Source organism: Streptomyces kronopolitis (assembly GCF_050953795.1).
Lineage (GTDB): Bacteria > Actinomycetota > Actinomycetes > Streptomycetales > Streptomycetaceae > Streptomyces > Streptomyces kronopolitis_A.
The window spans coordinates 1,834,432-1,848,567 of the sequence record NZ_CP191850.1; the positions used below are offsets into that span (position 1 = coordinate 1,834,432).

7 protein-coding genes are annotated in these 14,136 nt (G+C 73.8%); 3 read left to right on the plus strand and 4 right to left on the minus strand.

Features of this window, described 5'->3' with window-relative positions; genetic code table 11:
• The first annotated feature begins 48 nt into the window (after nt 1-48).
• From ACQP17_RS08025 to ACQP17_RS08035, 3 genes are all read left to right on the plus strand, one after another.
• A complete protein-coding gene (locus ACQP17_RS08025; protein ID WP_433855641.1) occupies nt 49-6,006 on the plus strand; it encodes a TIR domain-containing protein in 5,958 nt (1,985 codons plus the stop codon).
• Nucleotides 6,007-6,191: 185 nt separating this feature from the next.
• Nucleotides 6,192-7,019: an FAD binding domain-containing protein gene (locus tag ACQP17_RS08030; protein ID WP_433855642.1), complete on the plus strand. Its 828-nt coding sequence runs from the start codon at nt 6,192-6,194 to the stop codon at nt 7,017-7,019.
• Entirely contained in the window at nt 7,016-9,733 is a 2,718-nt protein-coding gene (locus ACQP17_RS08035; protein WP_433855643.1) for a molybdopterin-dependent oxidoreductase, read from the plus strand. Before ACQP17_RS08030 ends, ACQP17_RS08035 begins: the two co-directional genes overlap by 4 nt.
• 5 nt (nt 9,734-9,738) lie before the next feature.
• On the opposite strand, the gene ACQP17_RS08040 is transcribed toward ACQP17_RS08035, so the two are convergent.
• From ACQP17_RS08040 to asnB, 4 genes are all read right to left on the minus strand, one after another.
• A complete protein-coding gene (locus ACQP17_RS08040; protein ID WP_433855644.1) occupies nt 9,739-10,701 on the minus strand; it encodes a pirin family protein in 963 nt (320 codons plus the stop codon).
• A 69-nt stretch (nt 10,702-10,770) separates the two neighbouring features.
• Nucleotides 10,771-11,547: a dimethylargininase gene (ddaH, locus tag ACQP17_RS08045; RefSeq protein ID WP_433855645.1), complete on the minus strand. Its 777-nt coding sequence runs from the start codon at nt 11,545-11,547 to the stop codon at nt 10,771-10,773.
• 42 nt (nt 11,548-11,589) lie between these two features.
• A complete protein-coding gene (locus tag ACQP17_RS08050; RefSeq protein ID WP_433855646.1) occupies nt 11,590-11,979 on the minus strand; it encodes a GntR family transcriptional regulator in 390 nt (129 codons plus the stop codon).
• 164 nt (nt 11,980-12,143) lie between these two features.
• On the minus strand, nt 12,144-13,994 hold the full coding sequence (gene asnB, locus ACQP17_RS08055) for an asparagine synthase (glutamine-hydrolyzing) (protein WP_433855647.1): 1,851 nt from the start codon (nt 13,992-13,994) through the stop codon (nt 12,144-12,146).
• Nucleotides 13,995-14,136 lie beyond the last annotated feature (142 nt).

The following is a 14,136-nucleotide window of genomic DNA, read 5'->3' on the forward strand; positions in this document are numbered from 1 at the left end:
TTGTGCGAACCCGGTGCCCGCCGGGAAGCGGCTCCCTAGGATGGCGTCATGGCCGGGCGTCAGGAACTTTCGGGGGAAACGCAGCTGTTGGACTTCTTCATCAGCTATTCACCAGCCGACGAGCGATGGGCCTCCTGGATCGCCTGGACGCTGGAGGAGGCCGGCTACCGGACCGTCGTGCAGGCCTGGGACTTCGTGGCCGGCACGAACTTCGTCGACTTCATGGACCGCGGGGTCAGCGAGTCCGCCGCCGTCATCGCCGTCCTCTCCCGCAACTACGAGCGCTCCCGGTACGGGCGGATGGAGTGGCAGGCCGCGCTGCGCGCCGACCCCGACGCCCCGGAGCGCAGGCTGATCACGGTCCGCACCGAGGACATCCCCGTCGAGGGCCTGCTCGCCACCATCACCTACGTCGACCTGGTGGGCGTCAGCGACACCGCCGCCGCCCGGGACCTGCTGCTCACCCGGGTCGGCCAGGCCCTGGAGGGCCGGGCCCGGCCCACCGCGCGCCCCGGCTTCCCCGGCGGCCCGCCCGCGCGCACCGCGCCGGCCGCCGCCGCGCCGAGCATCCCGCGGCCCTCCTCGCACCGTCCGCTCGGCCGGACGGGCTGGGCCGGGCGCCGGCGGCCCGCGGTGCCGCCCCGCTACCCCCAGGCCGTGGCGGCGGGCCCGTCCCGGGAGGCCGTCTCGGTGCTGCACCTCGCCGGGCCGTGCTTCGGCCGCGGCGCCGAACCGGCCGCGCTCCAGGCGGCGATCTGGGGCGACCTCGTCGAACTCGCCGACGCCGGGGCGCCCGAGCCCGACCTCCTGATCGTCACCGGCGACCTCACGGCGTCCGGCAGCCCCCGGGAGTGCGAACAGGCGCTCAGCTTCCTGACCGGGCTGCGCTCACGGCTCGGCCTCGACCCCGACCGGCTCGCCGTCGTCCCCGGCGGGCAGGACGTCAGCCAGGCCGCCTGCCGGGCCTACTTCAGCACCTGCGAAGCCGACGAGATGCAGCCCAGGCCGCCCTACTGGCCGAAGTGGCGGCACTACCACCGGCTGTTCCAGGAGCTCTACCAGGGCCTCGACGTCGTCTTCGACGGCGACCAGCCCTGGAGCCTGTTCCCGGTCCCCGCCCTGCGCACCGTCGTCGCCGGGCTCAACTCCTCGATGGCGTACAGCCACCGGCCCGAGGACCGCCACGGCCTGCTCGGGCCCGAGCAGGCGGCCTGGTTCGCCCAGGCCCTGCGCCCGTACGAGCAGGAGGGGTGGCTGCGGATCGGGGCCCTGCGCCATCCGGTGGGGGCGGACCGGCCGCTCACCTCCGACGGCGGGTCCGGCGCGGCGCCGGACGGCGACCGCGGCCCGCGCCGCGGGAGCGGTCAGGACACCGCGTCCGGCGCCGCGCCGGTCCGCGACGCCGATGTCCTCGCCCGGCTCACCGGGCCGCGGCTGCACCTCCTGCTGCAAGGGCCCGCCGGCGGCCCCCGGGACTCGTCCGCCGCGCCCACCGCCGCCGCGCTCCCCCTCGCCGCCGGCGACCTGCCGGTCTTCGGCGCGGCCGCCCCGGCCCGGCACCAGCTGCTCCGGATCACCGGCGAGGGCGTCACCCGCTGGCCGGAACGGTCCGACGGGCGGCCGCGGAGCTTCGCCACCGGATGGGAGGGCAGCCGGCGCGTCTTCGGCGGCCCGGAGCCCTCGCCCGCCCCGGACTCCGCGCCGGAGGCCGGCTCCACGGCGCCCGCGCCGGAGGCCGGCCGTACCGTGGAGGACCCGCTCGACACCCTGATCGCCCGGGTCACCGAGGTCTGCCGCACCCGCCACGAGGGCGCCCAGCTGCGCCGGGTGCCCGGCGAGCTGCCCCAACTGCTTGTCACCTGGACGGAGTCCGGGTTCGTCCGGCAGCAGCGGGTGGCGGTCTGCGCCGGCACCCCGCAGCCGGAGTTCGTCGACCGCTTCCTCGACCACCTCCACGCCTCCGACTCGCCGCCGGACGCCGAACTCGTCCACGACGGCCCGCCCCCGCCACCGGAGCTGCGCGAGCGGGCCCGCCGCCGCGGGGTCCGGGTGCGCAGCTTCACCGAGTTCCAGGGGCTGCTGGATCTGCGCGGCTATGTGGCCCGCCAGACCGAGCGGCTCAGCACCGACCTCCCCTACCACCCGAGCCTGTATCTGCCGCAGCGCTACCGCGAGGTGGAGCGGCCCGGCGGAGCCGAGCGGGACGGGCTCGTCGAGGACATACTGCGACTGCTCGACGCCGACCACGGCCGCTTCGTGCTGCTCCTCGGCGACTTCGGCCACGGCAAGACCTTCGCCCTGCGCGAGCTGGCCCGCCGCCTGCCCGAGGAACTCCCCCAGGCCGTACCGCTGCTGATCGAGCTGAGCACCCTCGACAAGGCCCACACCCTCGACGGGCTGGTGGCGGCGCATCTGGCGAGCCACGGCGTCGACACCATCGACCTGCGGGCCTTCCGTTACATGCTCCGCCAGGGCCGCATCGTGCTGCTCTTCGACGGGTTCGACGAACTGGTCAACCAGGTCAGCTACGAGCGCGCCGCCGACCATCTGCAGATGCTGTTGGACGCCGCGGTGGACAACGCCAAGATCGTGGTCAGCAGCCGCACCCAGCACTTCCGGTCGCAGGCCCAGGTGCTGACCGCGCTCGGGGAGCGCGTCGGGCTGCTGCCGCAGCGCCGGGTGCTGGCCGTCCAGGAGTTCTCGCCCCGGCAGATCCGCACGTACCTGGTGAACCGCTACGGGGACGAACACGCCGCCGAACGCCGGGTACGCCTGCTCGAAGGCATCCCCGACCTGCTGGCGATGTGCCGCAACCCGCGGCTGCTCAGCTTCGTCGCCGACCTCGACCACGAGCGGCTGCGAGCCGTCGCGGGCGCCGGCCGGGCGCTGAGCCCCGCGGGGCTGTACGAGGAGGTGTTCACGTCCTGGCTGCGCTACGAGGAGCGCCGTGGCCAGGGCGGTCCCGGCAGCGTGCCCGGGCTGAGCGAGCGGCAGCTGTGGCGGGGCGTGACGACCCTGGCGCTGCGGCTGTGGGAGAGCGGCCGCAGCGCGCTGCGGCTGGACGAACTCCATGACGTGGGCGAGGTGCTGACCGGCCTCGCCGACAGCCGGCTGTCCGTGCCGCAGGCCGCGCACGCCGTCGGTTCGGGCAGTCTGCTGCTGCGCACCGAGGACGGCCTGTTCCAGTTCATCCACGGCTCGGTGGTCGAGTGGCTGGTGGCGCGGGAGGCCGCCGCGCAGCTGACGGGCGCGGGCCCCGGGGACAGCGGTCTGCTCGCCCGCCGCCCGCTGAGCCAGCTGGCGGTGGAGTTCCTGTGCGACCTCGCCGACCACCGCACCTGCCAGCAGTGGGCCGAGCGCGTGCTGGCCGGCGGTGCCGAGGGCGCGGACCGCGAGCCGGGCGCCGCCCGGGAGGGGGCCGCCGGGGAGGAGGCCGCCCGGGCGAACGCGGTCAAGGTCCTCAGTCGTCTGCGGGTGCCGGCCCACACGGATCTGCGGGGCGCCGTCCTCGCCGGGGAGGACCTCTCCTACCGCGACTTCTCCGGCGTCGACCTCACCCGCGCCGACCTCACCGACGCCGCCCTGGTCGGCGCGGACTTCTCCGGCGCCGTACTGCGCGACGCCTGCCTGGCCGGAGCCCGCCTGGACGAGGCGAAGCTGACCGGCGCGGATCTGCGCGGCGCCGATCTGCGGATGGCCCGGCTGATCGGCGCCGAACTCCGCGGCGCCCGGGTGGCCGGCAGCCACTGGCAGCGCGCCGCCCTCGTCAACACCGTCGCGGACGACGCCACCCTGGACACCCCGGAGCTGCGGGCGGCGGCGCGCGCGCCCGGCATGCCCGTCGAGGCCGGCTTCCGGCCGTCCGCGGTCGGCGTGCCGTACGGCTTCGACATGCGCACCAGCAGGCTGCCCGAGCCGGTCTCCTACAGCCCCGACGGCGAACTCCTCGCCGTCGGCAGCGAGGACGGCGGCGTGCTGGTGTGCGACGCCGCGACGGGTACGGCGGTGCGCACGCTCCAGGGCCACACCGGCCGGGTCTACGCGGTGAAGTTCCGCGACCGGGTGCTCGCCACCGGCGGTGCGGACGGCACCGTGCGGCTGTGGGACCCGGTCGCCGGCACCTGCCTGCACCGGCTGGAGGTGCATCCGGACGGGGTGTGGCCGGTGTCCCTGGACGTCGCCGGGGCGCAGCTCGCGACCGGCGACCGCGAGGGCACGGTCACCGTGTGGGAGGTGGCGGACGGGACCCCGCGGCACCGGCTGTACGGCCACACCGCGCCCGTCTACACCGCGGGGTTCAGCCCCGACGGCCGCACCCTCGTCACGGGCGACGCGGCCGGGGCGGTACGCCTGTGGGACACCGCCTCCGGCCGGCTCCTCGGCTCCCTCGACGGCCACCGGGGGCCCGCCTACCGCGCGCAGTTCAGCCCGGACGGCACCCTCCTGGCCACCGGGGACATGGGCGAGGACGAGCGGGGCACGGTGCGCGTCTGGGACGTGGCCGGGCTGCGGCTGCGCCACGAGTTCACGGGCCACACCGGGCGCGTCTACACCCTGGACTTCCACCCCGGCGGCCGGCTGCTGGCCAGCGGCGACACCACCGGGCAGGTACGGCTGTGGGACCCGGTGACCGGGGCCGCTGCCGGGGCGCCGGCCGAGGGCGGCGGCCATGTGTACCAAGTGGTCTTCGACCCCGAGGGAACGATGCTGGCCGCGGGCAGCAGCGACGGATCGGTCCGTCTGTGGCGGGTGGCGCACCGGTCCGGGGACTGGACGGCGACCCCGCTGCGCCAGCAGCCCGCGGATCATCAGGGGGCGGTCTGGGCCTGCCGGTTCCGGCCCCGGAGCCGCTTCGGCGCCCGGGAGGCCGACCCGGTGCTGGTGACCATCGGCAACGAGGGCCTGGTGCGGCTGTGGGACACCTCCACCGGTCAGGGCCGGCGGATTCTGCGCGGTCACGGGCGGCGGGTGGCGAGTCTGGCGTTCAGCCCGGACGGGACGTACCTGGCGGCCTGCGGCAACGACGGCGTGGCCCGGTTGTGGGAGTCCGCGACCGGCCGCCGCACCCGGGAGTTCTCCGGCGACCACGACCGCCTGGTCTCAGCGCTGTTCGTCCCCGGCAGCCACCAACTGGCCACCGCCAGCAGCGACGGCGACCTCTACCTCTGGAACGCCCGCACCGGTGAGTACCAACGCGAGATCGACGCCGAGACCGACCATGTGTGGGCGGAGGCGTTCAGCGCCGACGGCGAGATCCTCGCCACCGCCAACGACGACGACACCGTGGCGCTGTGGTACCGCAGTACCGGGGCCCGGCTGATGACCCTGGCCGAACACCGGGGCCGGGTGCGGTCGATCGCGTTCCGGGCGGACGGGACGGGCCTGGCCACCGGCTGCGACGACCGGTGCGTGCGGCTGTGGGACCTCGCCGAGGGCCGCCTCCTCGCCGAACTCGCGGGCCACGCCGCCCGGGTGTACGCGGTGGCGCACGGCCCCGGTGACGCCTGGCTGGCGAGCGCGTCCTGGGACGGCGAGGCGATCATCTGGCAGGACGGCGCACTCCGGCACCGGCTGCGGGGGCACGTCGGCCGGCTGTGGACCGCCGCCGCCCACCCGATCCGGCCGCTGCTGGCCACGGCGGGCGACGACCGCACGGTGCGGCTGTGGCACCCGCTGGAGGGCCGGGAGACGGCCCGGCTGACCGGCCACACCAGCCGCATCCTGACCCTGGCGTTCAGCCCGGACGGCTCGCTGCTGGCGAGCGGCGGCGAGGACGGCACGGTCCGGCTGTGGAGCGTACCGGCGGACGGCGAGCCGACCCCCCGGGCCACGCTGGTCGGCGTGCCGGGCGGCTGGGCCGCGCTGTCCCCCTCGGGCGGCTACAAGTACGACGGTGACATCGCGGGCGAGTTCTGGCACGTGGTGGGCATGTGCCGGTTCGAGCCCGGCGAACTCGACGCCCATCTGCCCGGGGTCCGGCGTCTCGCGCCGGACGACCCGATCTGAGCGGCCGCCCTGTGCAGCCAAAAGGGCGGCGAGCTCAAGCACCGCGGCCCTTTTGTCCCTTTCTGTCATACTAACAAGATCGGGGAGATGCCGGCCTTGCCGCGGACCCGGGCGGCGCGCCCCGGCCGGGCGGGTTCGGCAGGCGGTCCGTCGCACGATTGTCGTCGCCAGGGAGACCGGTTCCCATGGACCTCAACACCGTCACCGAAGTCATCCGGCGGCCGGCCGACCGGCCGGGCCCCGACTGGCGCGAAGGCGATGCCTGGCTGGCGGGCGGAACGTGGCTGTTCTCCGTGGAGCAGCCCGCCCTGCGCCGCCTGATCGACTTGACGGCGCTGCGCTGGGTCCCCCTCGTCGCCGGTGACCACGGCCTGGAGATCGGCGCCACCTGCACCATCCGCGATCTGTACGCCTTTCCGCTGCCGGACGACTGGCGCGCGGGCAGTCTCGTCGCGCCGAGCTGCGAGGCGTTCCTGTCCTCGTTCAAGGTCTGGAACGCGGCGACCGTCGGTGGCAACATCTGCATGTCCCTGCCCGCCGGCCCGATGATCACGCTGACGGTCGCGCTGGAGGCGCGCTACGAACTGTGGGCTCCCGACGGTGCGGTGCGCCTCGTCGAGGCCGTGGACTTCGTGACCGGCGACCATCGCAATGCGCTCGCTCCCGGCGAGATACTGCGGCGCGTCCTCCTTCCGGCACCCGCCCTGCGAAAGCGCGCCGCACACCGCCGTTTCTCCCTGACCCAGCTCGGCCGCTCCACGGTCTTCCTGATCGGTACGCACTCCCCGGACACGGGCGAACTGCTGCTCACCGTCACCGCCGGCACCACCCGGCCCGTGCGCTTCGCCTTCGACGCGCTGCCCGACGCCCGCACGCTCCAGGAGAGCATCGACGCCCTGCCCGCCGATGTCTGGTTCGCGGATCCCAACGGGTCGCCCGACCACCGTCGCCATCTGACCCGGCACTTCGCCGAGGAGATCCGCCGTGAACTCGACGCCGGGGGCCGGGCATGAACTACCGGGTGAACGGCGCGCACTTCGACGACGAACCGGCCCCCGGCCAGTGCCTGCGCACGTTCCTGCGCGCGCTCGGTCACTTCGGCGTCAAAAAGGGCTGCGACTCCGGCGATTGCGGCGCGTGCACGGTGTGGCTGGACGGCGATCCGGTGCACAGCTGCATCACCCCCGCGTTCCGTGCGGAGGGGCACGAGGTGACGACGATCGAGGGACTCGGCTCGCCCGGCCATCTGCACCCGATGCAACGCCGGTTCCGTGACGCCCCGGGCTTTCAGTGCGGCTTCTGCACCGCCGGGATGATCATGACGTCGACCACGTTCACCGAGGCCCAGAAGGCGGACCTGCCGCGGGCGCTGAAAGGCAATCTCTGCCGCTGCACCGGTTATCGGGGGATCGAGGACGCCGTGCGGGGCGTCGCCGGGGTGGAGAGCGCCGCGCCGGGAAAGGCCGTCGGCACCAGCGTCGCCCCGCCGGCGGCCGACGAGGTGGTCACCGGTCGCGCCGAATTCACGATGGACACCCACCTCGACGGCATGCTCTACGTCAAGGTGCTGCACTCCCCCCACGCGCACGCCCGGATCCTCGCGATCGACAAGAGCGCGGCCCTCGCGGTGCCCGGCGTGTACCGGGTCTACACCTGGGAGGACGTGCCGCGCAGGCGCTTCACCACGGCGATCCACACCGATCACCTCGTCGATCCGGACGACACCCGCATCCTCGACGACACCGTGCGCTTCGTCGGCCAGCGCGTCGTCGCGGTGCTGGCCGAGACCCCGGGGGCGGCGGAAGAGGGCTGCCGGCGGGTCGAGGTGGAGTACGAGGTGCTGCCCGCGGTGTTCGACCCGGAGGAGGCGATGGCGGAGGGCGCGCCCCCACTCCACGGTGCGCACGACCCCTTCGTCCGCGACCCGGTACGCAACATCCTGTGCGAGATCCATTCCCATCTCGGCGATGTCGACGCGGGGTTCGCCGAGGCGGAGGTGATCCACGAAGGCACGTACGTCTCGCCGCGGGTACAGCACGCGCATCTGGAGACCCACGGCTCGATCGCCTGGATGGAGGACGGCCGGCTGCACGTCCGCACCAGTTCGCAGTCGCCGTCGATCGCGAAGGTCAAGCTCGCCCACCTGTTCGCGCTGCGGCCGGACCGGCTCCGGGTGTTCTGCAAGCGGGTGGGCGGCGGTTTCGGCGGCAAACAGGAAGTGATCTCGGAGGATCTGGTCGCGCTGGCCACCCTGGACACCGGACGGCCCACCTGCTTCGAATACACCCGAGAGGAGGAGTTCACCACGGCCTCGCCCCGGCACCCGATGACGCTGACGGTCCGGCTCGGCGCGAAGGCCGACGGCACGCTCACGGCGTTCCAGGTCCGCACGGTGTCGAACACGGGCGCCTACGGCAACCACGGCGGCGAGACGCTGTACGCGGGCGGCGCCGCCGTGATGATCTACCGCTGCCCGCACAAGAAGTACGACGCGTACTCCGTCTACACCAACACCGTCCCGAGCGGAGCGCTGCGCGGGTACGGCATGACGCAGCCCGCGTTCGCCGTGGAATCGGCGATGGACGAACTCGCCCTCGCCCTGCACCTCGATCCGCTCACGCTGCGGCGGCGCAACATCGTGCGGCCGGGCGATCCGCTGCTCTCCATGTCGGAGGGCCCCGATGACGTGGAATTCACCGAGGACGGTCTCGGACGGTGCATCGACCTGGTGGAGGGCGCCATGGCACGCACGGCCGACATGCCGCCGCCCGGCCCCGGGTGGCTCGTCGGGGCCGGCGTCGCGAGTTCCGTGCACGAGACCGCGCCCCCGACCGAGCACCTCTCCGAGGCCTGGGTCACGCTCGGCGACGACCTGGTCTACGAATTGGCCGTCGGGACGGTCGAATTCGGCGAGGGCACCTCGACGGCGCACGTCCAGATCGCGGCCCAGCAGCTGGGCACGACGCCGTCACGGATCCGTCTGGTGCAATCCGACACCGACCGCACGGGATTCGACACCGGCGCCTTCGCGAGCGCGGGACTCTTCGTGGCGGGCAATGCTGTGCTCCGTGCGGCCAACGCGGTGCGCGACCGCATTCTGGAATTCGCCGCCGCATATACGGGCGTGCATCTCGTGATGTGCGCGATGGAGGACGAGAGTGTCGTGTGCGGCGACCGGCGGGTATCGCTGGCCGAACTCGTCGCCTCGGCCCGGGCGCGCGGGATCCGTTTCAGCGCCGCCCGCAAGGCCTACGGCTCGCCCCGCAGCGTCACCTCCAATACGCAGGGCTTCCGCATCGCCGTCCATCCGGTGACGGGTGAGATCCGCATCCTGTACAGCGTGCAGGCGACCGATGCCGCCGTGGTCATCAACCCCGCGCAGGTCCGAGGGCAGGTGGAGGGCGGGGTCGCCCAGGGCATCGGCTTCGCGCTGACCGAGAATTACCAGGTCGACGCGGACGGCGTCATGGTCAACCCGAATCTCCGCAACTACCGCATTCCCAGCTTCGCCGATATCCCGCGCACCGAGGTGCTCCTGGTGCACTCGACGGATTCCGTGGGGCCCCTGCGGTCGAAGGGGATAGCGGAATGCTGCATCAACCCCGTGGCCCCCGCACTGGCGAACGCGCTCCGCGACGCCACGGGCGTCCGCTACCGCGCCCTGCCGCTGACCCCGGAGCGGATCTACCACCGGCTCGCCGAGAGCCGGCCGGCGCGGCGGACCTGAGCCCGTCAGCGCTCCCTGCCCCGGGGCTTCAACGCCCCCGGCGGCAGCGCCGGAGCCGCCAGCCGGTCGCCGTCGTAGCCGTGGACGGTGCCGAAGCGCGAGCCCGACATCCAGGCCGACCGGGCCTCCTCGATGTCCGCGTGCGAGCGGCCCACGAAGTTCCACCACATCACGATCCGCTCCTCGAACGGCTCGCCGCCCAGGAGCAGCAGGCTGCTGTCGGAGTCGGCGCGCAGCGGCAGTTCGCCGCGGCCGCAGCCGAGGTAGAGCAGGGCGCCGGGGCCCAGGCGGACGCCGTCGACCTCGCTCTCGCCGGAGATGGTCAGCGCCGCGTACTCGAAGTCGGGGTCGACGGGCAGCCGGGTGTCGGTGCCGGCGCCGAGGGTGAGGTCGGCGCCGACCAGCGGGGAGTAGGTGGCGCCGGGCGAGGTGGCGCCGGCCAGTTCGCCGAGGAGGACGGTGGCGGACAGCCCGCCGCCGCCCTCGATGACCGGCAGATCGGTGTGGTGGGCGAAGGCGGGGGCGGCGTCGCGGTGAGCGTCGGGGAGGGCGACCCACAGCTGGGCGCCGTGCAGGAACGGGCCGTGACCGTGCGGGGATTCCTCGGAGTGCGCGATGGCCCGGCCCGAGGTCATCAGGCCCAGCTCCCGGGGCCGTACGGTCTGCAGGCTGCCGAGGCTGTCGCGGTGCAGCACCTCGCCCTGGTGGAGCCAGGTGACGGTCTGCAGACCCATGTGCGGATGCGGCGGCACCTGCATACCGGGCTCGGCAACGATGTCGTCGGGGCCGTAGTGGTCGACGAAGCACCAGGCGCCGACCATCCGCCGGCCGAGGTTGGGCAGCAGACGGCGGACGACGGTGCTCTCGCCGAGGGGCACCTGCTTGCCGGGCTGGACATCGCGGACCGGGCCGGTGCGGCCGGTGCCGCCGCACACGCCGGGCGCGGGTCTGAGGTCGAGGTTGCTCATGGCGTCACGATAGGCGCGGTCGGGTGTGCGGTCCGGGCAGGCGCACGCCACAAGCCGCGGATGGCGCCGTCACGTATACAGCGCGCGCAGCCGCACCGAGAGGCAGGTCACACAGCCCTCCAGCTTCTCGAACTCGCCGATGTCCACGAGGACCGGCTGGTACCCGAGGCCGGTGAGGAGCTCCGCGCTCTTCGGCGCGCTGGCGGCCATCAGCAGCCGGCCGCCGCCGAGCAGCACGACATGGGCGCCGGACTCCTCCGGGACGGGCAGGAAGCGGGGGAAGAGGGCGGGGTCGTCGACCAGCGGCGGGTAGCCGATGACGGTGCCGTCGGGGAGGGCGGTGACCGCGGATTTCAGGTGCAGGACGCGGCTGACCGGTACGGCGACCACCCGGGCCCCCAACGGCTCGAAGGCGGCGCGCAGTTGGCGTATGCCCTCGCCGTCGGTGCGGCCGCCGCGGCCGACGTAGACGGTGTCGCCGACCTTGAGGACGTCGCCGCCGTCCAGGGTGCCGGGGGCCCGGATCTCGTTGACGGAGCAGCCGAGCGCCTCCACCGCGGCGCGGACGGCGGCCACCTCGGGGCGGCGGGAGCCGGCGCCGGGGCGGGTGAGGAGCGCGACGTTGCGGAACATGACCACGGCGTCCTCGACGAAGACCGCGTCGGGGCAGTCGTCGGCGGGGGCGACCTCGGTGGTCCGCCAGCCGTGGTCGCCGAGCGCCTGGACGTAGGCCTCCCACTGGCGCAGGGCGCGCGCGGGGTCGACCGGGCGGCGGTCGATGTGGGTGACGAGGCCCTCGGCGAGGCGGGGGCCGGGGCGGCGTATGAGCGCGTGCCGGCTGGGCATGCGGATCCTTTCGGGCGGCGGGTGGTGGGAGGGCGAGGCGGGTCAGGCGTCGGTGCCGTAGGTGGCGCGCAGGGCGTTCTCGGCGGCGGCGAGGGCGGTGCGGTGGTCCAGACCGAGGCGCAGGGCGCGGCGGGCGTAGGACTCGGCGGCCGCGGCGGCCTCCTTGTCTGCGGCCTCACCGGCCGCCGCGATGAAGCTGCCGTTGCGGCCGCGGGTTTCGATCACCCCGTCGGTCTCCAGGGCGCGGTAGGCCTTGGCGACGGTGTTGGCGGCCAGCCCGAGGTCCTCCGCCAGGCCGCGGACGGTGGGGAGCTTGTAGCCGACCGGCAGGGCGCCGTCCCTGGCCTGATCCGCGATCTGGGTGCGTACCTGCTCGAAAGGCGCGGCGGACACGGCCGGGTCGATGGTGAGGGACAAGCTCTGCGGGGACACGGGGGCGCTCCTGTTGCTGGTGGTGGGGCGGGTGCGCGAGGCCTCGCCTCCCCGGGGCTCCCGGGGTGCGTGACGTGTGCGGACCCGCCGGTGCGCTTGTTTGTCGCATCCATTGTGCGTCAGGAGCGCCCGCCGTGCCGGGAGGTGCTATCCCCCGGGGGCGGTCACAGTGCGAGGGCGGTGCCGGTCGTGCGCAGCCAGGCGTTCATGCCGAGGACGAGTTCGGCGGCCGGACGGATGCCGGCGGCCGCCCCGTCGGTGAGGGCGTGCGCGGTGGCGGCGGTGTCCAGCAGCGGCCGCACCGGGGCGTCGCGGTCGGCGCACAGCGCCTTCAGCTCGGTGCGCAGGGCCTCGCTGTAGCGCGGGTCCTGGGTGCTGGGGTAGGGGCTCTTGACCCGGTCGGCCACCAGGTCGGGGAGCACGTCGCGGGTGGCGGCGCGCAGCAGTGACTTCTCCCGGCCGTCGAAGGTCTTCATCGCCCAGGGGGTGTTGAAGACGTAGTCGACGAGGCGGTGGTCGCAGAACGGGACGCGGACCTCCAGGCCGACGGCCATGCTGGCGCGGTCCTTGCGGTCGAGCAGCACCTGCACGAAGCGGGTCAGATGCAGATAGCTGATCTCGCGCATCCGGCGCTGCAGGCCGGTGTCGCTGTCGAGGTAGGGCACTTCGGCGAGCGCCTCACGGTAGCGGCGCCGCTCGTATCCGGGCAGGTCGAGCTTGCCGAGCAGCCCGTGGTCGAGCAGCGCCTCGCGGCCGGAGTCCCCGCCGGCGAACCGGCCGGCGATGCCGGCGGCGATCCAGGGGAAGGTGTCGGCGTGGACGGCCGCGGGGTCGTGGAACCAGCGGTAGCCGCCGAAGACCTCGTCGGCGGATTCACCGGACAGGGCGACCGTGGACCGTTCGCGGACGGCCTTGAACAGCAGGTAGAGGGAGGTGTCGCCGTCGCCGAAGCCGTTGGGCAGATCGCGGGCGGCGAGCACGGCGGCGCGGTGGCCGGGGTCCATCAGGTCGGCGGTGTCCAGGACGATGTCGCGGTGGTCGGAGCGGACGTGCTCGGCCAGGGCGTGGGCGTAGGGGCCGTCGGGGGTGCCGCGCAGATCGTCGGGCGTGAAGTTCTCGGTGTAGCCGGTGAAGTCGACGGCGAACGAGCGGACCGGGCCGCGGCCCTGCTCGGCCAGCGCCTTTGCAGCCAGTGCGGTGATGGCGGAGGAGTCCAGGCCGCCGGAGAGCAGGGTGCACAGCGGCACGTCGGCGATCAGCTGGCGGGCCACGATGTCGTCGAGGAGGTCTCGTATGTGCGCGACGGTGGCGTCGAGGCCGTCGGTGTGCTCGCGGGCCTCCAGGGCCCAGTAGCGCGTGGTGCGCAGGCCGTTGCGGCCGACCCGGACGACATGGCCGGGGCGCACCTCGTGCATGCCCTTGTAGACGGCGTGGCCGGGGGTCTTGGTGAAGGTGACGAGTTCGGCGAGGCCCTCGGCGTCGACGGTGGGGCGTACCGAGGGGTGGGCGAGGATCGCCTTGGGCTCGGAGCCGAACAGCACGCCGTCGGGGGTGGGGTGGTAGTAGAGCGGCTTGATGCCCATCCGGTCGCGGATCAGCAGCAGTTCCTCGGTGCGCGGGTCCCAGAGCGCGAAGGCGTACATGCCGTTGAGGTGTTCGGCGCACGCCTCGCCCCACTGGAGGTAGGCGTGCAGCACCACTTCGGTGTCGCTGTGGGTACGGAAGGTGTGGCCCAGTCCGGTCAGTTCGCTGCGCAGCTCACGGTAGTTGTAGACCTCGCCGCTGTAGGTGGTGACGACCAGGGTGCGGCCGTCGCGGTCCACCCTCATGGGCTGGGCGCCGCCGTCGAGGTCGATGACGGCGAGCCGGCGGTGACCGAACGCGGCGTGGGTGTCGAGCCAGATCCCGTCCGCGTCGGGCCCACGGCAGGCCATGGTCCGGGTCATCGTCTCCAGCGTACGGCGCTGGGCGGTGAGGTCGTTGTCGTAGGAGATCCATCCGGTGATTCCGCACATGAGGCGGCTCCTCCTTCGTGGCATCGGCGGACCTCCGCGCCACGGCGGCGGCCCACAGCAGCACCGTACGCGCGAATAGATGTACAGGCCACTGAAACCGTGCGGGGGCGGTACGGAATGAGCCACGCGGCCTTGCGGCGCC

Excerpts from the sequence above, each read along its gene's own strand:
- ddaH (WP_433855645.1), bottom strand. The coding sequence starts at position 11,547 with ATGCCCAGCCGGCACGCGCTCATACGCCGCCCCGGCCCCCGCCTCGCC.
- ACQP17_RS08040 (WP_433855644.1), bottom strand. The coding sequence starts at position 10,701 with ATGAGCAACCTCGACCTCAGACCCGCGCCCGGCGTGTGCGGCGGCACC.
- ACQP17_RS08030 (WP_433855642.1), top strand. The coding sequence starts at position 6,192 with ATGGACCTCAACACCGTCACCGAAGTCATCCGGCGGCCGGCCGACCGG.
- asnB (WP_433855647.1), bottom strand. The coding sequence starts at position 13,994 with ATGTGCGGAATCACCGGATGGATCTCCTACGACAACGACCTCACCGCC.
- ACQP17_RS08035 (WP_433855643.1), top strand. The coding sequence starts at position 7,016 with ATGAACTACCGGGTGAACGGCGCGCACTTCGACGACGAACCGGCCCCC.
- ACQP17_RS08025 (WP_433855641.1), top strand. The coding sequence starts at position 49 with ATGGCCGGGCGTCAGGAACTTTCGGGGGAAACGCAGCTGTTGGACTTC.